This window comes from Collinsella sp. AM10-26 (assembly GCF_003472525.1).
Taxonomy (GTDB): Bacteria; Actinomycetota; Coriobacteriia; order Coriobacteriales; family Coriobacteriaceae; genus Collinsella.
In genome coordinates, this window is record NZ_QRMC01000001.1 from 23919 (window position 1) to 50190 (window position 26272).

The window sequence follows — 26272 nt, forward strand, 5'->3', positions numbered from 1 at the left end:
GCTTTACGCCTCCTTTCGAGGAGCAACGACGACGGTGATGTGGGAAGTACGCTTCAGAATACGAGAAGCGGAACCCTTGGCGCGGGGACGGATGCGCTTAAGCGTCGGACCCTCGTCAACATAGGCAGCGGCGACAACCAGGTTGTCGGCACGCAGACCGTTGTTGTTCTCGGCGTTCGCAACGGCGGAACGGAGAACCTTCTCGACATCCACGGCGACGGCGCGGTCGCAGAAGTGGAGGATGTCGAAGGCCTGAGCGACAGGCTTGCGGCGGATCAAATCGACCACCAGGCGGGCCTTGCTGGGGGAAACACGCACGTACTTAGCGACGGCGCGAACCTCGGTGGCCTCAGTTTCAATAGACTTAGTTGCCATTTACGGTTAACCCCCTATTTGGCCTTGTGGCCACGGAACGTACGAGTCGGCGCGAACTCGCCGAGCTTGTGACCAACCATGGACTCGGTAACATACACGGGCACATGCTTGCGGCCGTCGTGGACGGCGATGGTGTGACCAACCATCTCGGGGAAGATGGTGGACGCGCGGGACCAAGTCTTCACGACGTCCTTCTTGCCAGCCTCGTTCATCGCGGTGATACGCGAGAGAAGGCGAGTCTCCACGAACGGGCCCTTTTTGAGACTTCTGCTCATAAGTGCTTTCTCCTAAAACTCGGTATCCGAAATTACTTCTTACGGCGACGAATGATGTGCTGGTTCGAGACCTTCTTCTTCTTGCGCGTACGAAGGCCCTTCGTCGGCTTACCCCAGGGGGTAACAGAGGGACGACCAGAGGTGTGGTTCTTGCCCTCGCCACCGCCGTGCGGGTGGTCGACAGGGTTCATGACGGTACCGCGGACGGTCGGACGCACGTTCATGTGACGCTTACGGCCAGCCTTGCCGATGACGATGTTGGCGTGATCGGCGTTGCCGACCTCACCGACGGTGGCGCGGCAGGTAACGAGGATGCGGCGCATCTCGGAGGAAGGCATACGGACGATAGCGTACTTGCCCTCCTTACCCATCAGCTGGCAGGAGTTACCGGCGGAACGGGCAATAGCAGCGCCCTTGCCCGGCTGGAACTCGACGGCGTGGATGAGCGTACCGACGGGGATGTCGGCGAGGGGCAGAGCGTTGCCCGGCTTGATGTCGGCGTCAGAACCGGACATGATGGTCTGACCGACCTCGAGGCCCTTGGGGGCCAGGATGTAGCGCTTCTCACCGTCAGCGTAGTGCAGCAGAGCGATGCGAGCGGAACGGTTCGGATCGTACTCGATCGTGGCAACCTTGGCGGGCACGCCGTCCTTGTTGCGCTTGAAGTCGATCACGCGGTAACGACGCTTCACGCCGCCGCCCTGGTGGCGGGTGGTGATGCGGCCGTTGTTGTTACGACCGGCCTTCTTGGGCAGGGGCTCGAGAAGAGACTTCTCGGGCTTGGTGCAGGTGATCTCGGAGAAGTCGGAGATCGTCTGCCAACGCCTACCAGCGGAGGTCGGCTTAAGGTGCTTTACAGCCATTACAATCCCTTTCAATAGGAATCCGTTAGCCATCGCAGACAGGGATTCGAGGTTCTGCCTCGGGTGCGATGACACCGGACGTATACACGGTTCCGGGCGTGTCCATTTTATACGCCCAAAACCTTGAGCTCTCGCCTCCCCTATTTGGGAGGCATGAGCTCACTCAACAGCAGCGAGTCTTAGGCCTGGTTGCCAAAGACCTCGATGGTGTCGCCCTCGGCCAGCGTGACGATGGCCTTCTTCCAAGAACGGGTCTTGCCGGCGACATAGCGCACGCGCTTGGTCTTGGGCTTGACCGTCAGGGTGTTCACGCGAACGACCTTGACGCCGAAGATCTCCTCGACAGCGTCCTTGATCTGATACTTGTTAGCATCCTTGGCGACCTCGAACGTGTACTTGTTCTGCTCCATGCCGGAGAAGGAACGCTCGGACACGATCGGACGGATGATGATCTCGTGGGCGGTCATTTATGCAAGCACCTCCCCGAAGTGAGCGGCGATGTCGGCGGGCATCAGCACAGCGTTGTTGTTGACGAGATCGTAGGTGTTGGCCTCGTCGGCGGTGATGATGAACGTCTTGGGAATGTTGCGGAACGACAGGTAGGCGTTGACGTCCTCATCGCGAACGATGATGGTCAGACGCTTGCCCTCAAGGCCGAGAGCCTTGAGCATGGCGACGGCAGCCTTGGTGGAAGGCTTCTCGAAGCCGTAGTCGTCGACGAGCACGAGCTCGCCATCGGCCAGCTTGGCGGACAGCGCGGAGCGCATAGCCAGCTTGACCTCCTTGTTGTTCATGCGCTTAGCGTAGGAACGGGGCTTGGGGGCGAAGACGACGCCACCGTGACGCCACTGGGCAGCACGGATGGAACCCTGGCGGGCACGGCCAGTACCCTTCTGACGCCAAGGTTTCTTGCCGCCACCGGAAACCTCAGAGCGACCCTTAGCAGACTGGGTGCCCTGACGCCAAGAGGCCATCTGGCACTTGACGATGTGGTGCATAACGTGGATGTTCGGCTCGATGCCGTACACCTCAGCGGCGAGCTCGGCCTCGGCGACCTTCTTGCCCTCGCTGTTCTTTACTTCAAACTTTGCCATTTAAGTGTTCTCCTTGGTATGACGCTGGGCTAAATGGGCTGGGCCCTTAGGCCATACGGATGGCGACGAGACCATTCTTGGCACCCGGGACAGCGCCCTTGACCAAGATGAGGTTCTGCTCGGCATCGATGCGGACAACGGAAAGGTTCTTGACGGTAACGCGCTCGTTACCCATGTGACCGGCCATCTTGACGCCCTTGAGGACGCGCGCAGGATAGGCGCACTGACCGATAGAACCGGGGTGACGCTGGAAGTGAGAACCATGCGTCATAGGACCGCGGCGCTGACCCCAGCGCTTGATGCGACCCTGGAAGCCCTTACCCTTGGAGGTGCCGATGACGTCGACCTTCTCGACATCGGCGAAATCAGCGACGGTAACGACCTCGCCGACCTTGTGCTCCTCGCCGTTCTCGACGCGGACCTCACGAAGGAAGCGGACAGGCTCGACGCCAGCCTTGGCGAAGTGACCAGCCATGGGCTTGTTCACGTTCTTGGCCTTGATGTCGCCGAAACCGATCTGGACGGCGTCATAGCCGTCGGTTGCCTGAGTTTTAACCTGCGAGACAGCGCAGGGGCCAGCCTGGATGACCGTGACGGGAACGACGTTATCGTTCTCGTCCCAAACCTGGGTCATGCCAATCTTGCGGCCGAGAATCATGCTGATCAAGATATGATCCCAACTCTCGCGTGGTCTTGGGACAATGCGTACACCACCGAGCGTACGCCCCTAGAGGACCACTACTTACACGACGTGCTCCCCAGCCTTGTATTGTGCCCGAACTACCTGACAACCCTATTAAGCAGGCATTTTGTCCAGCCAGAATACTCCCCTGGTTTCACACAGCTGTTTAGTATACACGGCTGCGGGCGTATCCATCGAGATTCATATTTCACTCACATTGTTTACGCAGGTAAAGTGCGTGGAGTCGCCTGGGCTTTGGCGGAGGGGCGGGCCCGAGACTAATTAAGGTTGCTGCTCTACAGTCCTGTTCACGACGGAGAGCACATTAAGTGCTCTCCTGTTCGTGCGGAACTCGCGACAACCTTAATTAGTCTCGGGCCCGCCCCTCCGCCAAAGCTCGAGAGACGACACGTTGATGTCTGCTTAACCCTGCTCGCTCAGCTAATTACTTTGTTGGGGGTCCACTATTTGCTGGAGGGTGAACTTACATTGCATTGGCTCGCCTTCTGCTTGTGGCTTCGCCTCATCGAAATCGAAGATCATGATGGCACAGTTGGGGAGTTTTGTTGGGAGCTCGAAGCCCTCTGGGGCTGCAGCCTTGATGAATTGGCGGCTGGCGCTGCCGTGACTTACTGCTAGGAGAGTTTCAACGTCTTCGGCGCTCATGAGGTAAGCGAGGGTACTTACCATGCGCTCCTGCAGGGCATGGCTTCCTTCTCCGCCAAATGGGACCAAATCCTCGCCGGGGTCCCAGACGTCGGTGGGCAGGGCTTCGTGAGGGCCTTCTTCGAAGGTACCGTAGCTGCGCTCGATGATGCCTTCGCAGGGTTCGACGGCTGCGTCCGGGCCGAGGAGCTCGGTTGCGACGAGACTTGCCGTGTCCATAGCTCGGCCTAAGGGCGATGAGACCACTTTGTTGGGGACGACGTCGTGGCCCTTGAGCCATGCGGCCGCCATTCCCGCTTGTTTGCGGCCTAGGTCGGTCAACGGTGAATCGCAGCGGCCCTGGACCAGCTTTTTGACGTTGAATTCCGTCTGGCCATGGCGGAGCAGATACAGCCTCTTCATGTTCTCCCCTTCTGCATACATTACTTTGCCGACACAGCCCTACTCGTGGGCATGGCCTACGTAGTCTTCGTCAATCGTAATCTTGGCAATCGACTTAGGATATTCGGATTCGACCCTCTGGGCCAGCGTGTGCTTTACGTCTTCGGCACTCATCTGCAGATCCGAGGGACGCACGCAGTCAAAGATCACGTTGGTGTGCGTAGGGCCCGGCACGCAGCGCAAGTCGTGAATCGAAAGGCGGCTATCGATCTGTTGAGCCATAGCGTTAATGCACAAACGCATGCTCGCCACCTTGGGGTCGTCGGTCACGATGGGGTCGTAATGGAGCGTGACGATCATGCCGTCTTCGTCCTTAAACGACTGTTCGATGTTATCGAGCGTGTCATGGCTCTCTAGTGGACTGACCTCAGCTGCCATCTCGGCGTGGGCGCTCGCAAACTTCCTGCCCGGACCGTAATCGTGAACCATCAGGTCATGCACGCCCAAAACACCGGGATAACTCATGATCTTGCCACGGATATGCTTGACCAGTTTGGGGTCGGGTGCCTGGCCCAAAAGCGGGCTCACCGTATCTTGGATAAGCTCAAAGCCGCTCCAGCCAATATAGGCGCCAACGGCAAGGCCGACCCAGGCATCAAGATTGACATGCGTCACCTGAGAAACAATCGCACATGCCAGCACAGCACCCGTGGCAAGAACATCGTTCTTGGAATCCTGAGCCGTCGCATGCAGCGTCTCGGACTCAATACGGTCGCCGAGCTTTTGGTTGAGGGCCGCCATCCACAGCTTAATGACCATCGAAAGCAGCAGGACCGCAACCAGGGCAAGCGAGAACTCAACTGGCTCGGGATGGATGATGCGTTCAACCGAGGATTTGATTAGCTCAAGGCCGATGAGCAGCACGAGCGCCGCCACGACCAGGCCCGAGAGATACTCGTAGCGTCCATGTCCATAAGGATGCTCAGGGTCCGCCGGCTTACTCGCCAGCTTAAAGCCAAGCACGCTCACGATGTTTGAGCTGGCGTCGGACAGGTTGTTCATGGCGTCCGCCACGATTGAAACCGACCCCGACAGCACGCCAATTACGCCCTTTGCAGCGCAAAGTGCCACATTGGCGATAATGCACACCACGCCCGTCAACGTGCCCACGCGCGCACGGTCACCTTGTGCTCGTTTAACAATCCACTCGACCATCTTTACCTGCCCCCAACAGCGTTACTCATACACCCGTTTGTCGAATAGCTCAGTAGTGTAGACCCTTTACAGCATCGATACAAAAAGGCCGCAACCCAAAGGGCTGCGGCCTTATCAATCGTGCGATCGAGCAAAAAGCTTAGAGCTTAATGTCGATGTCGACGCCAGCGGGGAGGTCGAGACGCATGAGCGAATCAACGGTGCCCGAGGTGGGGTCAAGGATGTCGATGAGGCGCTTGTGGGTGCGCATCTCGAACTGCTCACGGGAGTCCTTGTTCACGTGCGGCGAGCGGATAACCGTGTACAGGTTGCGCTCGGTGGGCAGGGGGACAGGACCGGAAACGCGAGCGCCGGTCTTCTGAGCGGTCTCGACGATGAGCTTCGCGGACTGATCGACGACCTCGTGATCATAGCCCTTGAGGCGAATGCGGATCTTCTGGGTAGCCAACTTAAACCTCCAAAGAGTGCGAGAGATGTTCTCGCGGATTACGTAACAGGGAGCTCGAACTTAGGCGTTCTTGCTCATGACCTCGTCCACGATGGACTTGGGCGCGGGCTCATAAGAGTCGAACTGCATCGTGTAGGATGCACGGCCCTGGGTCTGGGAGCGAAGGTCGGTAGCGTAACCGAACATCTCGCCCAGCGGCACCTTGGCACGGATGAGCTTGCTGTTCTTGCGATCCTCCATGCCCTCGATCTTGCCGCGGCGACCGGAGAGGTTGCCCATAACGTCGCCCATGTACTGCTCGGGGGTCTCGACCTCGACAGCCATGATCGGCTCGAGCAGCTGCGGGTCGGACTTCTTGAGGGCGTCCTTGATAGCCATGGAACCGGCGATCTTGAAGGCGGCCTCGGAGGAGTCGACCTCGTGGTAAGAACCGTCGAACAGGGTGACCTTAACGTCGAGGACCGGGAAGCCGGCGATAACACCGGTGTTCAGGGCCTCCTGGATGCCCTTGTCGATGGACGGGATGTACTCCTTAGGCACGACGCCGCCGACGATAGCGTTGACGAACTCGTAGCCGAAGCCCTCCTCCATCTTCTCGAGCTTGATGACGGCGTGGCCATACTGACCGCGACCGCCGGACTGACGGACGAACTTGCCCTCAGCCTTCTCGACGTCGTGACCAGCGGTCTCGCGGTAGGCAACCTGGGGCTTACCGACGTTAGCGTCAACCTTGAACTCGCGGAGCAGACGGTCGACGATGATCTCGAGGTGCAGCTCGCCCATGCCGGCGATGATGGTCTGGCCGGTCTCGTGGTTGGTGGACACCTGGAAGGTCGGGTCCTCCTCGGCGAGCTTGGTCAGAGCCAGGGACATCTTGTCCTGCTCGGCCTTGGTCTTGGGCTCGATGGCAACGTCAATAACGGGCTTAGCGAACTCAATCTTCTCGAGGACGATCTCCTTGCCCTCGGCGCACAGGGTGTCACCGGTGGTGGAGTTCTTGAAGCCGACGCAAGCGACGATGTCGCCGGCGGCAGCGTCGTCACGGTCGATACGCTCGGCGGCGTTCATCTCGAGGATGCGGCCGAGGCGCTCGCGCTGACCGTTGGAAGCGTTGACAACGTAGGAGCCGGACTCGGCGCGGCCGGAGTAAACGCGGACGTAGGTGAGCTTACCGACGAACGGGTCGGTCATGATCTTGAAGACCAGGCCGGAGAAGGGCTCGTCGAAGGAAGGATGACGCTGAATCTCCTCGCCGGTGTCCGGATCGGTACCGGTGACGGCCTCAACGTCGAGCGGGCTGGGCAGGTAGTCGACGACAGCGTCGAGCAGCTCCTGGACGCCCTTGTTCTTGTAGGCGGAGCCCACGAAGACGAGGTTGAGCTCGTTGGCCAGAACACCCTTGCGCAGAGCAGCCTTGAGCTCCTCGACGGTGAAGTCCTCCTCCATGAGGATCTTCTCCATGAGCTCGTCGTCAAAGCTGGCAGCAGCGTCGAGGAGCTCCTCGCGCTTGGTGGCAGCGATGTCAGCGAACTCAGCCGGGATCTCGTCCATCGGCTCAGGGTAGGTCATGCCCTTCTCGTCGGCCTTGAAGTCCCATGCAGTCATGGTGACCAGGTCGATGACGCCCCAGAAGTTGTCCTCGGCGCCCATCGGGACCTGAGCGGCCACGGCGTTAGCGTCGAGACGATCCTTCATGGTCTCGATAGCGTTGAAGAAGTCAGCGCCCACGCGGTCATACTTGTTGATGAAGGCGATGCGGGGGACGTTGAAGGTAGAAGCCTGACGCCAAACGGTCTCAGACTGGGGCTGAACGCCAGCAACGGCGTCGAAGACGGCGACAGCACCATCGAGGACGCGCAGGCAGCGCTCGACCTCGGCGGTGAAGTCAACGTGGCCCGGGGTGTCGATGATCTGGATGCGGTAGTCCTTACCGTCCTTGTTCCAGAAGCACGTGGTAGCAGCGGAGGTAATGGTTACGCCGCGCTCCTGCTCCTGAACCATCCAGTCCATGGTGGCAGCGCCCTCATGGACCTCACCGATCTTGTGGGTCTTACCGGTGTAGTAAAGAATACGCTCGGTCGTGGTGGTCTTACCAGCATCGATGTGGGCCATGATGCCGATGTTACGGGTATCGGAAAGCTTGTACTTAGGCTTAGCCATGTTAGTTCCTTACCTTAACTTACCAACGATAGTGAGAGAACGCGCGGTTGGCCTCGGCCATCTTGAAGACGTCCTCACGCTTCTTGACGGAAGCGCCCAGGCCGTTGGAGGCGTCGAGGATCTCGTTGGCGAGACGCTCGGCCATGGTCTTCTCCTTGCGAGCGCGGGAGAAGTTGACGATCCAGCGGATGCCCAGAGCGGTGGAACGACGGGAGTTGACCTCCATCGGGACCTGATAGGTAGCGCCACCGACACGCTTGGGCTTAACCTCGAGCGTGGGCTTGACGTTGTCCATAGCCTTCTTGAAGGTAGCGAGAGCGTCGCCACCCTCGGACTTCTCGGCAACGATCTCGAAAGCGGTGTAAACGATGCGCTCAGCGGTGGCCTTCTTGCCGTCAAGAAGGACCTTGTTGATGAGCTGAGTCACCAGGCGGTTGTTGTAAACGGCGTCAGGCTGAACCTCACGACGATTAGCTGCTGCACGACGCGGCATGTGAAATCTCCTTAAGTGTCTACCGTGCGGCGCTTAAGCGGCACACGGCGAAAGTATCAAAACGTTATCTGGCTTATTTGGCCTTGGGGCGCTTAGCACCGTACTTGGAACGGGCCTGCATACGGTTCTGGACCGGAGCAGCGTCGTAGGCGCCACGGATGACGTGATAACGGACACCAGGGAGGTCACGGACACGACCGCCGCGGACGAGCACGATGGAGTGCTCCTGCAGGTTGTGGCCCTCACCCGGGATGTAAGCAGTAACTTCGATGCCGTTGACAAGGCGAACACGGGCAACCTTACGAAGAGCCGAGTTCGGCTTCTTGGGGCTCGTGGTGAAGACGCGGGTGCACACGCCGCGCTTCTGGGAGTTGTGCTGCAGAGCAGCGTTCTTGGACTTCTTGGGCACGGAACGACGGCCCTGGCGAACCAGCTGGTTAATAGTAGGCAAAGCGTACTCCTTCTCGAATGATTCCAGCTTTCTGTAAAGTGCAACGGCTTGAATCGAGGGGTCAGCATCCCCCTACGAAACACGCAGTTCGATAGGATACGTGGCATTAGCTGTGCCGTCAACAGACCACGCCGCCGGGCGTATCCCAAAATGAGCACATTTCCGCAAAGCCTCCATAAAAGGAATCCCCGCCTGTGCGCAAGTGCCCATTCCAGCCGTCCATTTAACGCAAAAAAGGCCGCTTCCCCTCTTGGGAAGCGGCCTAGACCTTACGAATAGACGATGGTAAAGGGTACTTTCGTTTCGGTCTCCCCCGTTGATGTGTACCTCGCGCCCTCGAGGGTTACCGAGACCACTTGATCGACATCAATCAACTTCGTTGGCACCCAAATGTTCTCTCCGCTATTGCGCGCCATCGAAACATAGAAATTGTACGCCCCTGCGTCGTCATCTTCGATAATCTGCTCCGATCCATCCTTGTAGCTGACGGTCAGTTTATGATCAACTGCTTCATAGCCCAGATCATCGATGTGCGTCTGGATGGAAAACGGGCTGATCTCGAGAGGCGAGTCGTCGGAGCGGAGCTCCTTTGTATCGACGTGCGCTCCGACGTTAAACTCTGTCGTCGATACCTCGATCACCTTCGCATCCTCACCTTTGCCCTCCGTCCAACTGATATTCCAGGTGACCGCATGTCGTAAATCTCGATCGCGATTCCAAGATGCAAAGTACATCGTGCCGTTAATGACCGTGTCGCTTGATGTGTCTTTATCAATGGTGCAGCGTGTATCAGCCCATTCCTCGCCGAAGTTCATGCTGGGTGTACTGACGCCCCCTTCTTCTTCACCATAGAGAACAAGTTCGCCAGTCTCTGCTGCCGGCTTGTAGTAGTTAACACCATTTGGATTGGACAACGTAAACGTCACGGCACCGCAACCGTTTTTATCGATAGCCATATCATGAATGTCGAGTGTATAGCCGTTGCCCTCGACGGACAGATTGACCTTCTGTACTGAACCCTCCAAGCTTTGGGGCGCAATGCCGTCACCAAACTCTCTGGTGTAGGTATATTTAGTCCCCGACGAGCCACCTTGAGTCCAGGTAATGGACTCTCCGTTGCCATGGTTTCCCCAGGCAGAGGCAAAATAGCTGGAATTGACGACGGCGTAGGCGACCCCTCCGGTCGCCAGCACTCCGGCAAGGCATCCGATTACGGCAACATAGAGAGGCTTCGCGTGGCCCTTTCGATGAAGCGGCTCACCCGCAGCAGCATCAATAACACGGTCGGCAAGATCGCTATCGGCTTGGATGGACTCGAAGGCCTGCTTGATTTGATTGGATTTCACGGTCGCCCTCCTCTAGGATGAACTTGAGTTTCGATCTGCCGCGAGCTAAACGCGTTCGAACTGTCGCGGCTGGTACGTGCAGCAACTCGGCAATCTCTGAAGTCGAGAAGCCCAGATAGTAATAGAGCACGATGGGGATACGGAATCGCTCCGGAAGTCGCATAACGTCTGACAGGACCGCCTTGGTCTCCTCCTGCGCCGCCGAAAGCGAATCGGCCAGGTTCTCAATATCCTCTACACGCCTCCATGGCTTTCGAAAGAGCGATTTACATTCATTGATCGTGACCCGGATAAGCCAGCGGCGAAGATGTTCCCAACTTTCAAAGTGTCCATCGCTTTTAAGCAACTTAAGAAAGACATCTTGGGCAATATCGTCGGCATCGGCGCGATCGCGCAGGTACGTCAAGGCGATTCGAAACACGACATCCCGGTGATCTTCGACCGCCTGTCTAAATGCTTGTTCTTCCATAATCACCTCCCGGTGACGCTGATGGTTCTTGATGAGGTCCTCACCATAGATACGCTTTGGCCGAACGAAATGTTTCAAATCCAAGCAGGAAAAACCTACCAAAATAAACCTGTCCCTTTTTGGCAAAAGGAATCCCCTTCTGTGCGCGGGGGCAGATTCCCGGAACGGGCCGCCCGCTGTTTAAGTTTGCTGCTCTACAGTCCTGCGCAAGACGGAAAGCACATTAAGTGCTTTCCTTTGCGTGCGGAACTCGCGACAAACTTAAACAGCGGGCGGCCCGTTCCGGGAATCCAACGTGCTCGTCGGGGCAACGTTCCCCACCAAAAAAGACCCGCTCCCCTGTTTGGGAAACGGGTCTTTGGAAGGGCAGTTAACGTACTAGGAAGTTACTCCTCGTCGTTGTCCTTGGCCTCTTCGGCGTCGTCGGTGTCCACGAGCTGATTGAGCAGCTCGTCGAGGGAAGCCATGTCCTCGTTGATCGCGCCGTTGGCGGGAGCCTTCTTGTCGTCGATCGGGGCGCCCAGGAGCTCCTCGTCGGCGTCGGCGTGATGCGTCGGAGCGGAGGTACCCAGCAGGATATCGTCCGGACCGTCGGGGCTAAAGACCATCTGCAGCAGCTGCGAGAGGTCTTCCTCGTCGGCAACGTCGTCGTTGTTCTCGAGGATGTAGAGCAAATCGTGGGCCTCGAGGCCGTCACGGAGCTCCTCGATCGCCTTGGCACCGATGCCGTCGATGCGCAGCAGATCCTCCTCGGACTTGCCGACCAGGTCGCCGACCGTCTCGATGCCGACCTCGCTGAACTTGTTGGTCCAGCGCTGCGACACGCCCAGGTCGTCGAACAGGTACAGACGAGCCTTCTCGGCGGAGATGGTGTGGCCGTTGCGGGTGAACGAACCGTCAGCACCACCGAACTCGTCGTAGCCGGCCCAGTCGAGCTGCTGCGGGAGCTGCTCGTCCAGGTCCTTGAGCTCCACAGGAGCCCACTCGGGCAGCGACTTGGCGTTGGGCGAAGCCGGGCCGTCGATGTCCACGTAGCCGTCGGCCGTGCGATACGTCAGCTTGGCGTTGGCGTACGGCTTGAGGCCGGTACCAGCCGGGATCTTCTTACCGACGATGACGTTGGACTTAAGGTCGAGCAGGTGGTCGACCTTGCCCTCGATGGCAGCCTCGGTAAGGACGCCGGCGGTACGGATGAACGAAGCGCTCGACAGCCAGGAGTCGATGTTGGACGCGACCTTGAGCGTACCCAGGATGACGGGCTCGGCCACGGGAGCCTGACCGCCCAGACGGGCAACGCGCTCAACCTCGTCGGCGAACTCGTAGCGGTCGACGTACTGACCAAGCAGGTACTTGGAGTCGCCGGGGTTGGTGATCTGAACGCGACGCAGCATCTGACGTGCGAGCACCTCGATGTGCTTGTCGTTCAGGTCAACGCCCTGGCTGGTGTAGACGTCCTTGACGCTCTCGACGAAGGTGTGCATCGTCGACTCGATGTCGGTCAGCTTGCGCAGGTTGCGGAAGTTGACGAAGCCCTTGGTGATCTGGTCGCCAGCGCGAACCTCGCAGCCGTCCTCGATCTCGGGCATGAAGCGCACCGAAGCGGGGACGCGACGCTCGTCGAGGACACGGGTGTGATCCTCGGAGTCGGTGAGCGTCAGCACGTACTCGGACTTCTCGGGCTTAATCGAGAGGTGACCAGAGTACGGAGCCAGCTCGGCCTCGCGACCCAGGATCTTCTCGTTGACGTTGCCGACGATATCGAACATACGGCTGACCGTAGGCAGACCCTGCGTAATATCGTCGACGCCAGCGACGCCGCCGGAGTGAATGGTACGCATCGTAAGCTGCGTACCGGGCTCGCCGATGGACTGGGCGGCAATAATGCCGACCGCGGTACCGATGGCGACCGGACGACGGGTGGAAAGATCCCAGCCGTAGCACTTCTGGCACACGCCGTACTTGGAGCGGCAGGTGAGCAGCGCGCGAAGCTTGACCTTCTTAAGGCCGGCATCGACCATCTTCTGGATGTCGGCGACCTTCTCGATGTAGCCGTCCTGCTCAAAGAGCACGGTGCCATCGGGGGCCACGACGTCCTCGATGAAGCAACGGCCGACGAGGTCGGTGTTGAGGTCGGTGGTGCCGGGGATGATGAGGTTGTAGGTGACACCCTCGTGCGTACCGCAGTCCTCCTCGCGGACGATGACGTCCTGGGCCACGTCGACCAGACGACGGGTCAGGTAACCAGAGTCCGAGGTGTGGGATGCGGTATCGACCAGGCCCTTACGGGCGCCGTAGGTCGAAATGAAGTACTCGAGTGGCAGCAGGCCCTCGCGGAAGTTCGCCTTAATGGGAAGGTCGATCGTCTCGCCGGACATGTCTGCCATCAGGCCACGCATGCCGCCGAGCTGACGCAGCTGGGTCTTAGAACCACGGGCGCCGGAGTCGGCCATCATGTACAGTGGGTTCTCCTCGTCGAACATGTCGAGCATGAGCGCTGCAACCTTATCGGTACAAGCGGTCCACTCGTTAACGACTTCGATGTGGCGCTCCGTCTCGTTGATGAAGCCCTCCTCGAAGTACTCGTTGATCTGGTCGACGTTGGCCTGGGCGCGGTCGAGCAGCTCCTGCTTCTCGGCAGGGATGAGAGCGTCCCACACCGAGATGGTGAGGCCGGCGCGGGTAGCGTAGTGGAAGCCGGAGTACTTGATGGCGTCGAGGATCGGACCGACCTTGGCCTCGGGGTAGCGATCGCAGCAGTCTGCAACCAGCTTGGCCACGTCGCCCTTGACCATCTTGTAGTTCATGAACTCGTAGTCTTCGGGCAGGCACTGGCGGTTGAAGATGATGCGGCCGATAGAGGTCTCGAAGCGCGCGGTCTTGTTGCCGGTGACGTCGTAGTCGACAAACTCGTTCTTGCCGTTCTTGACGCGGAAGATACGGGTGCCGCCCTCGTTGATGACGTTGGCGTTCTCGGCGGACACGCGGACCTGAATCTTGGCCTGCATGTCGACCTCGGAGCGGCAGTCATAGGCGTGCAGCGCGTCATCGAAGCTCGAGAACACGTGGTTCTCGCCCGGCAGACCCTCGCGAACCTGGGTGAGGTAGTACACACCGATGATCATGTCCTGCGAAGGGATGTTGACCGGCTTGCCGGATGCCGGCGAGCGCAGGTTGTTCGCAGAGAGCATGAGCACGCGGGCCTCGGCCTGAGCCTGGCTGGACAGCGGCACGTGGACAGACATCTGGTCGCCGTCGAAGTCGGCGTTGAAGGGCGAGCAGACCAGCGGATGCAGGTGGATAGCCTTGCCCTCGACCAGCACCGGCTCAAAGGCCTGGATGGACAGACGGTGCAGGGTCGGTGCACGGTTGAGCAGCACGACGCGGCCGTCGATGACCTCTTCGAGGATGTCCCACACAAAGGTGGCACCGCGGTCGATAGCGCGCTTGGCGCCCTTGATGTTCTCGACCTTGCCGAGCTCGACCAGGCGCTTCATGACGAAGGGCTTGAAGAGCTCCAGCGCCATGGTCTTAGGCAGACCGCACTGGTGCAGCAGCAGCTTGGGGTCGGTAACGATAACCGAACGGCCGGAGTAGTCGACACGCTTACCCAGCAGGTTCTGACGGAAACGACCCTGCTTGCCCTTGAGGGCCTCGGCGAGCGACTTGAGCGGGCGACCGCCACGGCCAGAGACCGGGCGACCACGACGGCCGTTGTCGAACAGGGCGTCCACGGACTCCTGGAGCATGCGCTTCTCGTTGTTCACGATGATCGCGGGGGCGTCCAGGTCGAGCAGGCGCTTGAGTCGGTTGTTACGGTTGATCACGCGACGATACAGGTCGTTGAGGTCGGACGCAGCGAAGCGGCCGCCGTCGAGCTGGACCATCGGGCGCAGATCGGGCGGAATGACCGGGATGACGTCCAGGATCATGTTCGCGGGGCTGTTGCCACCCTTCAGGAAGGCGTCAACGACCTCGAGGCGCTTAACGGCCTTCTCGCGCTTCTGCTTCTGGGAATCCTCGTCGGCGATGATGGCCTTGAGCTTCTCGGCCTCGGAAGGAAGGTCGATGGCAGCGAGCAGGTCGCGGACAGCCTCGGCACCCATGCCACCCTTGAAGTACATGGAGTAGTAGCGGGTCATCTCGCGGAACAGCGGCTCATCGGAGATGAGGTCGCGCTCGGTGAGCTTCATGAAGGCGTTGAAGGCGTCTGTGCGGAGCTGCTTCTCGTCCTTGCACTCTTCCTCGATGTCGACGATGCCAGAGGCGATCTCCTCGGGGGTCAGCGGTTCCTCGTCGGAGAACTCGTCAAAGTTCTCGGGGTCGCCCTGCTCCTTGAGGGACTCAATCTGGCGGGCGCACTCGGCATCGATCTCTTCCAGATCGGCAGCGAGCTCCTCGCGCAGGTCGCCGGCGTCGGCCTCGCGAGCCTCGTAGTCAACCTCGGTGATGATGTAGCTGGCAAAGTACAGAACCTTCTCGAGGTCCTTGGACTTGATGTCGAGCATACGGCTCATCGGGAAGCTCGTGGGGCTCTTGAAGTACCAGATGTGGGACACCGGAGCGGCGAGCTCGATGTGGCCCATGCGGTCGCGACGCACCTTGGCCGAGGTGACCTCGACGCCGCAGCGCTCGCAGACGATGCCCTTAAAGCGGATGCCCTTGTACTTGCCGCAGGAGCACTCCCAGTCCTTGGCAGGACCGAAGATCTTCTCGCAGAACAGGCCGTCCTTCTCGGGCTTGAGGGTACGGTAATTGATGGTCTCCGGCTTCTTGACCTCACCGTGCGACCAGGAACGGATCTGGTCGGCGGAGGCAAGGGAGATCTTTACCGAGTCAAAATCAGTAGCTTCGAAATCTGCCACAGTCAACTACTCCTTATCAGTGGTCGTGGCGGCGACGGCCTCGGGTGCCTCGGCGGTCTCGGCATCCTGGGCCTCGACGTCGGCGTCAATGCCGGCGAGCGCAGCCAGGTCGTCGAGAGCAGAGGTCTCCTCGGCGGTCACAGGGGCGGAGGCGTCCTCGTCGGCATCGTGCATGGGCTCGATGTCCAGCGCGAGGGAGCGAATCTCCTTAACGAGAACCTTGAAGGACTCGGGGATACCCGGGACAGGAACGTTCTCGCCCTTGACGATGGACTCGTAGGTCTTGACGCGGCCCACGGTATCGTCGGATTTGACGGTCAGGATCTCCTGCAGGACGTTGGAAGCACCGTAAGCGTACAGTGCCCAAACTTCCATCTCGCCGAAGCGCTGGCCGCCGAACTGAGCCTTGCCGCCCAGAGGCTGCTGGGTAACCAGGCTGTAAGGGCCTGTCGAACGAGCGTGGATCTTGTCGTCGACCATGTGGCCGAGCTTGAGGATGTAGGACGTACCAACGGTAATGGGCTCGCGGAACTCCTCGCCGGTGCGGCCGTCGAACAGGCGGGTCTTGCCGCGCTCGTCAAGCTGGGTGACGAACTCGGGGCGCATGTGATCGCCAAAGGCAGCGGTGGCCTTGTTGAGCATGTTCTTGTTGGCACGACGGATGACCTCGGCGATCTCGTCCTCCTTGGCGCCGTCGAAGACGGGCGTCGCGGTGAAGAACGGGCCGGGGACATACTTGTCGGAGTCGGCCTGCTCGGTATCCCAACCGCAGGCAGCAGCCCAGCCAAGGTGGCACTCGAGCAGCTGGCCGACGTTCATACGCGAAGGAACGCCCAGCGGGTTGAGGATAACGTCGATCGGGGTACCGTCAGCCATGTAGGGCATGTCCTCGACCGGCAAAACGTTACAGATAACACCCTTGTTGCCGTGGCGGCCGGCGATCTTATCGCCCTGCTGGATCTTACGACGCTGGGCGACGTAGACGCGCACCTGCTCGTTGACGCCGGGAGCCAGGTCGTCGCCGTTCTCGCGGCTAAAGCGGACGACGTCGATGACGCGGCCGTAAGCGCCGTGAGGCATCTTGAGGGAGGTGTCGCGGACGTCGTGGGCCTTGGCACCGAAGATGGCGCGCAGCAGGCGCTCCTCGGCGGTCAGAGCGCTCTCGCCCTTAGGCGTGACCTTGCCGACCAGGATGTCGCCAGGGCCGACCTCGGCGCCGATGCGGATGATGCCGTCCTCGTCGAGGTTGGCAAGCATGTCCTCGGAGAGGTTCGGGATCTCGCGGGTAATCTCCTCGGGGCCGAGCTTGGTGTCGCGGGCGTCGATCTCGTGACGGGTGATGTTGATGGTCGTCAGCAGGTCCTCGGCCACCAGGCGCTCGGACACGACGATACCGTCCTCGTAGTTGAAGCCTTCCCACGGCATGTAGGCCACAGTGAGGTTCTGACCCAGTGCGAGCTCGCCATGATCGGTCGAAGGACCGTCGGCCAGGGGCTCGCCCTGCTCAACGGTGTCACCGACACGCACGAGCGGACGGTGGTTGATGCAGGTGGACTGGTTGGAGCGCTGGTACTTGGCCAGGTGATACTCGTCCATGCCGCCGGCATGCTTGACGATGATCTTGGCGGCGTCGGCAAAGATGACCTCGCCGGCGTTCTTGGCCAGGGTGACCTCGCCGGAGTCCAGGGCGGCGCGACGCTCCATGCCGGTACCGACATAGGGAGCGGCAGGGTGAACCAGCGGCACGGCCTGACGCTGCATGTTAGCGCCCATCAGCGTACGCTTGGCGTCGTCGTGCTCCAGGAACGGAATCAGCGTGGCTGCGACGGAGAGCATCTGACGCGGCGAGACGTCCATGTAGTCGACGTCCTCGACAGGCACGTCGGCGGGAGCGCCGAAGGAGCCGTCGAAGTCGCGGGTACGGGCGATCACGCTATGCGGGCGGACGATCTTGCCCTCGGCATCGGTCGTGATGAACTCATTGGTCTTGGGATCGAGCGGCGTGTTGGCCGGCGCGATGACGTGCTTCTCTTCCTCGTCAGCGGTCATCCAGTCGATCTGGTCGGTGGCAACGCCGTTCTCGACGCGACGGAACGGAGCCTCGATGAAGCCGTACTCGTTGACGCGCGCGTAGAGGGCAAGCGAGCCGATCAGGCCGATGTTGGGGCCTTCGGGGGTCTCGATCGGGCACATGCGGCTGTAGTGCGAGTTGTGAACGTCGCGGACGGCCGTCGGCACGTTGGTGCGGCGGCTGGAGCCCGACTTGTGGCCGGCAAGACCACCAGGGCCGAGCGCGAACAGACGGCGCTTGTGGGTCAGACCGGTCAGGGGGTTCGCCTGGTCCATGAACTGCGAGAGCTGCGAGGAACCGAAGAACTCCTTGATGGAGGCCACGATCGGGCGGATGTTGATGAGCGACTGCGGGGTGATCTCGTCGATGTCCTGGGAGCTCATGCGCTCACGGACGACGCGCTCCATACGGCTCATGCCGATACGGAACTGGTTGGCGACAAGCTCGCCGACGGTGCGGATGCGGCGGTTGCCAAAGTGGTCGATGTCGTCGACCTTGAAACCCTGCTCGCCGGCAGCGAGGGACAGCAGGTAGCGCAGCGTCGCGACGATATCCTCGTCGGTGAGCACCGTGACCTCTTCCTCGGTGGTGAGGTTGAGCTTCTTGTTGACCTTGTAACGACCGACGCGGGCCAGATCGTAGCGCTGCGGGTTGAAGAGCAGGCCCTCGAGCAGGCTGCGGGAAGCGTCCACGGTGGGAGGCTCGCCCGGGCGCAGGCGACGGTAGATCTCGATGAGGGCGTCCTCGCGAGTGAGGGCGGTATCGCGCTCGAGGGTGCGCTTGATCACATCGGAGTTGCCGAGCAGCTCGATGATGTCGTCGTTGGTGACGGCGATGCCAAGGGCGCGCAGGAACATCGTTGCGCTCTGCTTGCGCTTACGGTCGATGGAGACCATGAGCTGGTCGCGCTTGTCGACCTCAAACTCGAGCCAGGCACCGCGGGACGGGATGATCTGAGCCTTGTAGATCTGCTTGCCCGAATCCATCTCGGAGCTGTAGTACACGCCCGGGGAACGAACGAGCTGGGAGACAACGATTCGCTCGGTACCGTTGATGATGAAGGTGCCCTGATCGGTCATCATGGGGAAGTCGCCCATGAAGACGAGCTGCTCCTTGATCTCGCCGGTCTCCTTGTTGGTGAGACGGACGTCGGTCAGAAGCGGAGCCTGATAGGTCATATCCTTCTCGCGGCACTCCTCGACGGTGTGCGCGGGGTCGCCGAACTGATGCTCGCCGAAGGTAACCTCGAGAACATGGTTCTGGCTCTGGATGGGGCTGGATTCCTTGAACGCCTCACGAAGGCCCTCGTCCTTAAAACGCTCAAAGGATTCCCTTTGAACAGAGATAAGGTTGGGGAGCTCCATGGCCTCCGGGATTTTCCCGAAGCTGACGCGCTTGCGCTCAGTGGCAGTGTATGCGTAGGTCACCAGGTTTTTCCTCCTTCACGGAAATGCTCGGTGGGTTGGCGAGGCATAGCTTCGCCAGTTATCGCAACCTAATAGTTTATCAGGTACCGACCGTTGGGCAAGAAAAGCCTTGACGCGATTGAGTTTTTGGAGTAGCAAAGTTTTTCAACAGAAAACGAGCAGGTAGATGGTGTTTTATCGAACATGCGTTCATATATTTTCTGTGAACACACACTCCCCTGCAGGACAACGACGGCCTCCCGCAACGGCTTACATGGCCCGCGAACAAAAAACGGGTGCGAACCGAAGTCCGCACCCGTGGCACGTGCTAGTTGCGCTTAAGACCGCCGCGCTCGTCGATGGCGTCCCAGAAGGCATCGGCAAAGCGGGGGTCGCTTGCTGCCATGAGGGCGTTGGTTGCCATCCAGCCAGAGGGAGTACCGGTGTCGTAGCCCGACAGCGGGTCGATGACGACGGCATACATTGCCTCGCGGTCGAGCGAACGGGCCATGGCGTCGGTCAGCTGGATCTCGCCACCCTTACCGGCCTGCTGGTCGGCAAGCAGGTCCATGACCAGCGGGCTCAGCAGGTAGCGGCCGACGATGTACAGGTTGGACGGAGCCGCCTCGGGGGCGGGCTTCTCGACCAGACCGCCGATACGCCAGACAGCGCCCGGCTCAGCATCGGCAACGTCCTCGGCACCCTCGAGCGAACCGACGCGCTCACCGGCGATCACGCCGTAGCGGCTGACCTCCTCGGGCGAGCAAGCAGCGACGGCGATAACCGAAGCGCCACCGTGCTCCTTGGAGACGGCGAGCATCTTGTCGCAGATGTCGCGGTTGGGCACAACGTAGTCGCCCAGAAGAACAAGGAAGTTCTCCCCTGCCACGGCGTCGGCAGCAGAGCGGATAGCATGGCCGAGGCCCTTGGGCTCGTACTGATAACGGAAATCGACCGGCATACCGCCAGCGTGGGCTACGGCATCGGCATAGGCGTTCTTGCCGCGCTCGCGCAGCAGGTTCTCGAGCGAGCGATCGGGCTGGAAGTAGCTCAGCAGCTCGGGCTTACCGGGAGAGGTAACGATGATGGCATCGTCGACCTCCTCGGGCTCGAGCGCCTCCTCGACGACGTACTGAATGACGGGCTTGTCGAGCACCGGCAGCATCTCTTTGGGCGTGCACTTAGTGCCAGGCAGAAAACGCGTGCCAAGACCGGCGGCGGGGATGATTGCCTTCATGTTATTCAAAGATCCTTTCGCAGGCGCAAAAGCGCCCCATGCGTGCGGCACACAGCCGCAGACCAAATTGCGATACCCAAGCATCTTACCGCTGGAACTATATGTCGCTACAAGGCAGAGACAATTCTTCAGCAGGTCAACGCAAATTATTGCTCGAATGGTGCAATTTTATTGTCCAACGGCAGGGCACCCGCTACGACGCAAATCACAGAACATGACAGTTTGAGCAACCGATGCCGAGGGACCGAAAAACAAAAAAGACGGGGTTCGCAATGCGAACCCCGTCTGCAAAGAAATCTGGCGAGAAAGCCTGATTACTTGAGGGTGACAGCAGCGCCAGCAGCCTCGAGCTTCTCCTTGGCAGCCTCAGCGTCCTCCTTCTTGGCACCCTCGAGAACAGCCTTGGGAGCGCCCTCGACGACCTCCTTGGCCTCCTTCAGGCCAAGGTTGGTGAGCTCACGGACGGCCTTGATGACCTGGATCTTGTTGTCGCCGAAGCCCTCGAGCACGACGTCAAACTCGGTCTTCTCCTCGGCCTCAGCAGCGCCAGCAGCGGGAGCGGCGACAACGGCAGCAGGAGCAGCGGCGGAAACGCCGAAGGTGTCCTCGATAGCCTTGACGAGCTCGGAAGCCTCGAGAAGGGTCATTTCCTTAAGAGCATCGATGATCTCATCGGTGGTAAGCTTAGCCATTTCTAAGTCCTTTCGGTTTCCGTGTCTGTGCACGGAGATCAGTTAAAACACAGCGCGAATGCGCCAGGGGTGCGGCGTTGCCGCCGCGGGTGAAAACAGCGACTAGGCTGCCTTCTGCTCGGAAACCTGCTGGATCGAACGAGCGAGACCAGAGGAAACGCCGTTGACGCAGACAGCGATGTCGCGAGCGAAACCGGAGATGAGACCGGCGATCTGGCCGAGAAGCTGATCCTTGGTGGGCAGCTCGGCGATAGCCTTAACATCATCAGCGGAAACGGCCTTGCCGTCGGAGATACCGCCCTTGATCTCAAGGACGCCCTTGGACTTAGCAGAGAAGTCCTTGAGGGCCTTAGCGGCCTCGACCGGCTCGGTCTCGTAGAACACATAAGCGACGGGGCCGGCGAGGATCTCGTCGAGCTCGGGCTGCTCCTGGTTCTTGAGAGCGATCTTGACCAGGTTGTTCTTGTAGACCTTCATCTCGGCGCCGCACTCGCGAAGCTGATGACGCAGCTCCTGAGCCTGCTTAACCGTCAGACCGTTGTAGTTGACGACGAACAGACCGGCGTTCTCGGCGATACGGGACTCGATCTCTGCAACCTTGTCGATTTTGTACTGCTGGGGCATGAATTACACCTCCTCGAATTCTTTCCGGGCACGGTCCGCCACAAGGACGTGACGGGGGCATGTCCAAAAAGAAAGCCCCCGCGCTGCATGAGCGACGGGGGCGAGAAGACATATCTACTCGACCACCTCGGCTGGCGGGATGTCCCATTAAGCTTGCGGGCGAAGCCCGTTTGCACCGGCTGTCTCTGGCAGCGGATTCGTGCGTTAACCGAAAGTATTATGGCGGGGACCCCGGCGTCGGTCAACGGGCGCGAGGATTCGTACACAAACCCTGCATACGCTCCGACCGGGAGGGGCAGGGCGAGTTTTCCGCTCGGTCAAGTCCTGGGCTCGCACGAAGGCCACATTAAGTGGCCTTCGGCTCGTGCGGAATCTACGGAAAACTCGCCCTGCCCCTCCCGGCCGGAGCTACGTTGCCTTTGCTGCGAATCCTCGTGTCCGTTGAGCGACGCGCCCCACGCATAACCCTTATGTCGGTGGGCTGATGTGTTGCATCCCTGAGGGCTACAAAGTCGAAATGAAGGTGGACAGGCGATTTAGACCTTCGTCTAGGTCTTTGTCGGAGACGCAGTAGCTTAGGCGGATGTGGCCTTCGCAGCCGAAACAGTCGCCTGGGACTAGGGCTACGTTTGCTTCTTTGATGGCTTTGATGCAGAAATCTTCGCTTGTTAGGCCGTACTGTTTGATGCTGGGGAAGGCGTAGAAGGCTCCTGCTGGTTCTACTGCGTCGAGGCCCATGGCGTCTAAGGCTGCGAGTACGCGCTCGCGGCGGGCTCGGTAGACTTCGAGCATGGGGGTTGGGTCGACGGTGAGGGCTCTGGCTGCGGCGTCCATTTCGAAGGAGACGGCACTCGATACTAAGTATTGGTGAGCTTTTGCGATCTCGGCGATGACGGGGGCTGCGGCTGCGAGCCAGCCCAAGCGCCAGCCGGTCATGGCCCAGGGTTTGGAAAAGCTCTCGATGACCACCGTCTGATCACGCAGCTCCGGGTGTCGCTGGGCAAACCGCTCGTAGCCATCCACATAGACCAGGCGGTTGTATACGTCGTCGCAGACCACGTAGATGCCCGTCTGCTCCGCCGCGCGCGCCACGGCGTCGAGCGAAGCCGCGTTGAGGATACAGCCCGTGGGATTGTTGGGCGAGCAAATGACGATGGCCTTAGTCGCCGGTGTCACGCAGGCGCGAAGGGCGTCCTCGTCAATTTGAAATTGCGCGGGCTCCGTATCCAAAAAGATCGCCTTAGCGTGGTTGGCCACGACGATGCTCTCGTACAGGCCAAAGGCCGGCGTGGGGATAATGACCTCGTCGCCGGGATTGAGCATAGCCATGAATGTTGCCGACAGGGCCTCGGTCGCGCCGTCGGTCAGGATGACCTCGTCGGCAGAAAACGTAAGACCCGCGTCGTCCATGTAGGCAGACAGCGCCTCGCGCAGGGCGGGGCGACCGTTGTTGGGCGGATAGTGTGTGTCACCGCGGTCCAGCGAGGCGGCCACCTCGGCGCTGATCACATCGGGCGTGGGAAAATCGGGCTCGCCAAGCGCGAGCGCGATGCACCCCGGGTGCTGAGCGGCGAGCGCGTTGATCCGGCGGATGCCGGAAGGCTTGAGCGTGGCAAGCGAGGTATTCATGGGCAGGCGCATGGCGTTCCTTTCGTAAGGGTTGCACTAGGATAGCGCGGCGAGGCGCCGCCAGACGGTGTAACCTAAACGGAAACGAACCGGAAAGGAGGCGGCATGGAGACAGATCCGCAGGGCAATAAGCCCAAAACACTGCAGAAGATTGCATACGTCAGTATTCCCAATAGCGCCGATCTTGAGTTTTTGCTCTGGGACCTGCAGGATGCCATCGCGGCCTATGCCCGGCTTTCCGGCACCGCGCTCCCCCGCCCGGTCGACTTGAAGGCGAATGACGCCGATGCCGCCGTCGATGGCATTGTGCTCGCGATTACGGATAAGCCCAACGATGAGGCGGCATCCGCCGCTCAACAAGCACTCGATCGCTTTGGCAATACGGGAACGCGCGTCTATGTCGTCGTTCAAGCCACCTGTGGGCGCACCGAGGAGGCGCACCGGTATATCGAGTGCCTGCGCCAAGCTTGCGAACTCCGTAGGCTAACGTGGTGCGGCGGCGTTGTCATCTGTGCCGGCAGCGGCATCGCGGCGCTTCACCATTCCCCACGCATGGGACTTCTGCGACGGCCGTTTTCCGAAGCGATGGATAAGCTGGTAGGCGCCGTGCGCATGGGCTGCTCGGTTGAGCACGCCCAACGACTCGGCGGCGGCGACACCGGGGATGTCACAGCAGATGGCGTGGTTTTCGCCAAGCCCGCCGTGCCCACGCCAATCTGGCACGCCATCATCAAACGTCTCGGCACCCGTGCTCAATCAACTATCTAAATTATCGAGCACCCCAGTCAACGGCCTCGCGCCAGCACTCAACGAGGCGCTCCAGGCGCCAGGCCGCGTTAGCGGGACTCGTTGACGGCAATATGACAGCGGGCAGGCCCGTCCGCTCCTGTAGATAGCGCTTGTAGAGGCGCCCCGCCGTGCCACCGTTGCATATTACCTGCTCAATGGGCACGTTGCTGGTGATGAGCTCGATGTGTGCCGGCACGACGTTACGAATACTAGCGTCACTCGAGCCCTTGATATCGCAGCTCTCGATCACATCCCACAGGGCTACGCCGCCGTCGAGGAGCATGAATCGCTTGGCGGCAATCGAGGCGTCGAGTGTCGCCGGCGTACCGTCCGCCAAAGGATCGCCCTCATTGGGTGGCACAGGCGCACCGAGGCATGCCGCTATCACGCGCCAAAAGCGGTTCTGAGGGTTGCCATAGTAAAAGGCATTGGCGCGCGAAAGCACCGAGGGGAACGACCCGAGCACCAAAACGCGCGAGTGCCGGTCGAACACGGGCTCAAACCCATGCTCAATATGTTGATAGCCCTCGTCAGACGCAGGCATGGGCTAGACCCTCAGCAGATAACGCACCTCATAGGGCGCAAGCTCAAGCGTGCCCGCCAGCTCGACCGTGGGCGCGTCGTCGACAAGCAGGTCGACAAAGGACCCGTTGAGCTCGCCGGCTGTAAAGAAATAGGTCTCGTCCACGGCATTCACCGCCACGAGCACCGTGGCGTCGTCGCAGGCACGCTCGAACAGCAGCTGCTTGTTTTGAATCACCACGTTACGGTACGCGCCGTAGTTGAGAGCGCGTGCCGCCGCATCGTTTGTCGAGCGCAGGTGTGCAAGCTGCGCAATAAAGCCTGTCAGCTCGTTAGGCGCGGGCTCGTCGAGTGCGGGTCGCAGCGCCCAGTCGCCATCGGGTCCGCCCTTTTCGCCGGCAATCCCCCACTCGCTGCCATAGTAGACGCACGGAATGCCCGGCATACCAAGCAGCATGGCATAGGCGGGACGCAGACAGCGCTTGTCGGTGAGAATGCTCGCCAGGCGCGGTACGTCGTGGTTGTCGACAAAGCTCAGCAGGTGTTTACCGCGGTAGATGCACCACGGGTCGCCGCCAAACTGGCGATGCAGCGAATGGGCGATCTCGAACATATTGACTGAGTTAAAGCTGGAATACAGGCCCTTGTAGCACTCGTAGTTGGTGCAGGAGTCGAGCATCTCGTCGTTGACGATCTGGTTGTAGTCGCCGTGGAGCGTCTCGCCGATCAGTACAAAGTCGGGCTTGAGCTCGCGGGTAAAGGAGTGCAGGCGGCGCATAAAGTCGCGGTCGAGCATGTAGGCGACGTCCAGGCGCAGGCCGTCGATGCCAAAGTCATCGGCCCAACGGCGCACAGACTCGAGCAGGTAATCGACTACGGCAGGATTTTGCAGGTTGAGCTTCACGAGCTCAAAATGGCCCTCCCAGCCCTCGTACCAAAAGCCGTCGCCATAGCAGGATTCGCCGTCAAAGCTAATGTGGAACCAGTCCTTGTAGGGCGAGTCCCACTTGCGCTCCTGCACATCGCGGAAGGCCCAAAAGCCACGGCCCACATGGTTGAAGACCGCATCGAGCACCACGCGGATGCCATGGGCGTGCAGTGTCTCGCATACGGCGGCAAAATCGGCATCTCCACCCAGGCGGCGGTCGATATGGCGCAGGCTGCGCGTATCGTAGCCATGGCTATCGGACTCAAGCGGAGGGTTGATCAACACGGCACCGATACCGAACTCCTGCAGGTAATCGGCCCATTGGGCGATTTTCATGATGGGGGCATCGGGATTGGGCGCGGTACCGGCAGCTTGGAAGAGCTCATCCTCGGCAACAGGCGCGGCGTTTTCGCGCGGAGCCCCGCAAAAGCCCAGCGGATAGATCTGATAGAACGTCGTCTCGTATGCCCACATAACAGCCTCCCGGTAAGCTCAACACAACGACATCCATTGTATGCCCAGCAGGGTAGCTAATTTGGGACGGGGCTTTTTTAGCTACCCAATCCAGTCCGCATTCCGCCGCAACTGATGAGG

23 protein-coding genes are annotated in these 26272 nt (G+C 60.2%); 1 reads left to right on the top strand and 22 read right to left on the bottom strand.

The features are described from left to right. Nucleotides 1-3: 3 nt before the first annotated feature. The 20 genes from rplV to DW123_RS00210 all read right to left on the bottom strand — a co-directional run bounded on the left by rplV (nucleotide 4) and on the right by DW123_RS00210 (nucleotide 23451). Nucleotides 4-375, bottom strand: a complete 372-nt coding sequence (gene rplV / locus DW123_RS00115) for a 50S ribosomal protein L22 (RefSeq protein ID WP_006235036.1) — start codon at nucleotides 373-375, stop codon at nucleotides 4-6. A gap of 14 nt (nucleotides 376-389) precedes the next feature. Beyond that, a complete protein-coding gene (rpsS, locus tag DW123_RS00120; RefSeq protein ID WP_006235035.1) occupies nucleotides 390-650 on the bottom strand; it encodes a 30S ribosomal protein S19 in 261 nt (86 codons plus the stop codon). A 32-nt stretch (nucleotides 651-682) separates the two neighbouring features. Next, complete coding sequence (rplB, locus tag DW123_RS00125; protein WP_055250219.1) at nucleotides 683-1513, bottom strand: 50S ribosomal protein L2; 831 nt, start codon at nucleotides 1511-1513, stop codon at nucleotides 683-685. Nucleotides 1514-1692: 179 nt separating this feature from the next. Then, nucleotides 1693-1980: a 50S ribosomal protein L23 gene (rplW, locus tag DW123_RS00130; protein ID WP_006235033.1), complete on the bottom strand. Its 288-nt coding sequence runs from the start codon at nucleotides 1978-1980 to the stop codon at nucleotides 1693-1695. Then, on the bottom strand, nucleotides 1981-2607 hold the full coding sequence (gene rplD / locus DW123_RS00135; protein ID WP_006235032.1) for a 50S ribosomal protein L4: 627 nt from the start codon (nucleotides 2605-2607) through the stop codon (nucleotides 1981-1983). Nucleotides 2608-2653: 46 nt separating this feature from the next. After that, complete coding sequence (rplC, locus tag DW123_RS00140; protein ID WP_089572481.1) at nucleotides 2654-3274, bottom strand: 50S ribosomal protein L3; 621 nt, start codon at nucleotides 3272-3274, stop codon at nucleotides 2654-2656. A 456-nt stretch (nucleotides 3275-3730) separates the two neighbouring features. After that, entirely contained in the window at nucleotides 3731-4357 is a 627-nt protein-coding gene (locus DW123_RS00145; RefSeq protein WP_158570696.1) for a histidine phosphatase family protein, read from the bottom strand. A 39-nt stretch (nucleotides 4358-4396) separates the two neighbouring features. Then, on the bottom strand, nucleotides 4397-5551 hold the full coding sequence (locus DW123_RS00150) for a cation diffusion facilitator family transporter (protein ID WP_118272897.1): 1155 nt from the start codon (nucleotides 5549-5551) through the stop codon (nucleotides 4397-4399). A 139-nt stretch (nucleotides 5552-5690) separates the two neighbouring features. After that, nucleotides 5691-5999, bottom strand: coding sequence for a 30S ribosomal protein S10 (gene rpsJ / locus DW123_RS00155; RefSeq protein ID WP_022094184.1), 309 nt, complete (start codon nucleotides 5997-5999; stop codon nucleotides 5691-5693). A gap of 60 nt (nucleotides 6000-6059) precedes the next feature. Beyond that, nucleotides 6060-8159 carry an elongation factor G gene (fusA, locus tag DW123_RS00160; protein WP_022094183.1) on the bottom strand — a complete coding sequence of 700 codons (2100 nt, stop codon included), beginning with the start codon at nucleotides 8157-8159 and terminating at the stop codon, nucleotides 6060-6062. A 19-nt stretch (nucleotides 8160-8178) separates the two neighbouring features. Continuing rightward, entirely contained in the window at nucleotides 8179-8652 is a 474-nt protein-coding gene (gene rpsG, locus DW123_RS00165; protein ID WP_006235013.1) for a 30S ribosomal protein S7, read from the bottom strand. 73 nt (nucleotides 8653-8725) lie between these two features. Beyond that, nucleotides 8726-9103, bottom strand: a complete 378-nt coding sequence (gene rpsL, locus DW123_RS00170; protein WP_006235012.1) for a 30S ribosomal protein S12 — start codon at nucleotides 9101-9103, stop codon at nucleotides 8726-8728. A gap of 269 nt (nucleotides 9104-9372) precedes the next feature. Further along, nucleotides 9373-10449: a DUF4179 domain-containing protein gene (locus DW123_RS00175; RefSeq protein ID WP_118272898.1), complete on the bottom strand. Its 1077-nt coding sequence runs from the start codon at nucleotides 10447-10449 to the stop codon at nucleotides 9373-9375. After that, on the bottom strand, nucleotides 10400-10918 hold the full coding sequence (locus DW123_RS00180) for an RNA polymerase sigma factor (RefSeq protein ID WP_233540092.1): 519 nt from the start codon (nucleotides 10916-10918) through the stop codon (nucleotides 10400-10402). Before DW123_RS00180 ends, DW123_RS00175 begins: the two co-directional genes overlap by 50 nt. A 386-nt stretch (nucleotides 10919-11304) precedes the next feature. Beyond that, the gene (locus DW123_RS00185) at nucleotides 11305-15780 is read right to left on the bottom strand and encodes a DNA-directed RNA polymerase subunit beta' (protein ID WP_199570161.1); all 4476 of its coding nucleotides are present in this window, start codon (nucleotides 15778-15780) and stop codon (nucleotides 11305-11307) included. A gap of 6 nt (nucleotides 15781-15786) precedes the next feature. Further along, on the bottom strand, nucleotides 15787-19215 hold the full coding sequence (locus DW123_RS00190) for a DNA-directed RNA polymerase subunit beta (RefSeq protein ID WP_233540105.1): 3429 nt from the start codon (nucleotides 19213-19215) through the stop codon (nucleotides 15787-15789). Between the two features lie 370 nt (nucleotides 19216-19585). Next, the gene (locus DW123_RS00195) at nucleotides 19586-20494 is read right to left on the bottom strand and encodes a UTP--glucose-1-phosphate uridylyltransferase (RefSeq protein WP_117734321.1); all 909 of its coding nucleotides are present in this window, start codon (nucleotides 20492-20494) and stop codon (nucleotides 19586-19588) included. 314 nt (nucleotides 20495-20808) lie between these two features. After that, nucleotides 20809-21186 (bottom strand): 50S ribosomal protein L7/L12, encoded by a 378-nt coding sequence (gene rplL, locus DW123_RS00200; protein ID WP_006235005.1) that lies wholly within the window; start codon nucleotides 21184-21186, stop codon nucleotides 20809-20811. Between the two features lie 102 nt (nucleotides 21187-21288). After that, nucleotides 21289-21810 (bottom strand): 50S ribosomal protein L10, encoded by a 522-nt coding sequence (gene rplJ, locus DW123_RS00205; RefSeq protein ID WP_089572500.1) that lies wholly within the window; start codon nucleotides 21808-21810, stop codon nucleotides 21289-21291. Between the two features lie 504 nt (nucleotides 21811-22314). Then, on the bottom strand, nucleotides 22315-23451 hold the full coding sequence (locus DW123_RS00210) for a pyridoxal phosphate-dependent aminotransferase (RefSeq protein WP_118272901.1): 1137 nt from the start codon (nucleotides 23449-23451) through the stop codon (nucleotides 22315-22317). A 93-nt stretch (nucleotides 23452-23544) separates the two neighbouring features. Between DW123_RS00210 and DW123_RS00215 the strand changes: the two genes are divergently transcribed. Continuing rightward, complete coding sequence (locus DW123_RS00215) at nucleotides 23545-24207, top strand: hypothetical protein (RefSeq protein WP_117743076.1); 663 nt, start codon at nucleotides 23545-23547, stop codon at nucleotides 24205-24207. A gap of 1 nt (nucleotide 24208) precedes the next feature. Here DW123_RS00215 and DW123_RS00220 read toward each other — a convergent pair whose 3' ends face one another. Further along, on the bottom strand, nucleotides 24209-24772 hold the full coding sequence (locus DW123_RS00220) for a uracil-DNA glycosylase family protein (protein ID WP_118272902.1): 564 nt from the start codon (nucleotides 24770-24772) through the stop codon (nucleotides 24209-24211). Nucleotides 24773-24775: 3 nt separating this feature from the next. Next, entirely contained in the window at nucleotides 24776-26152 is a 1377-nt protein-coding gene (locus DW123_RS00225) for an alpha-amylase family glycosyl hydrolase (protein ID WP_118272903.1), read from the bottom strand. Between the last annotated feature and the right edge of the window lie 120 nt (nucleotides 26153-26272).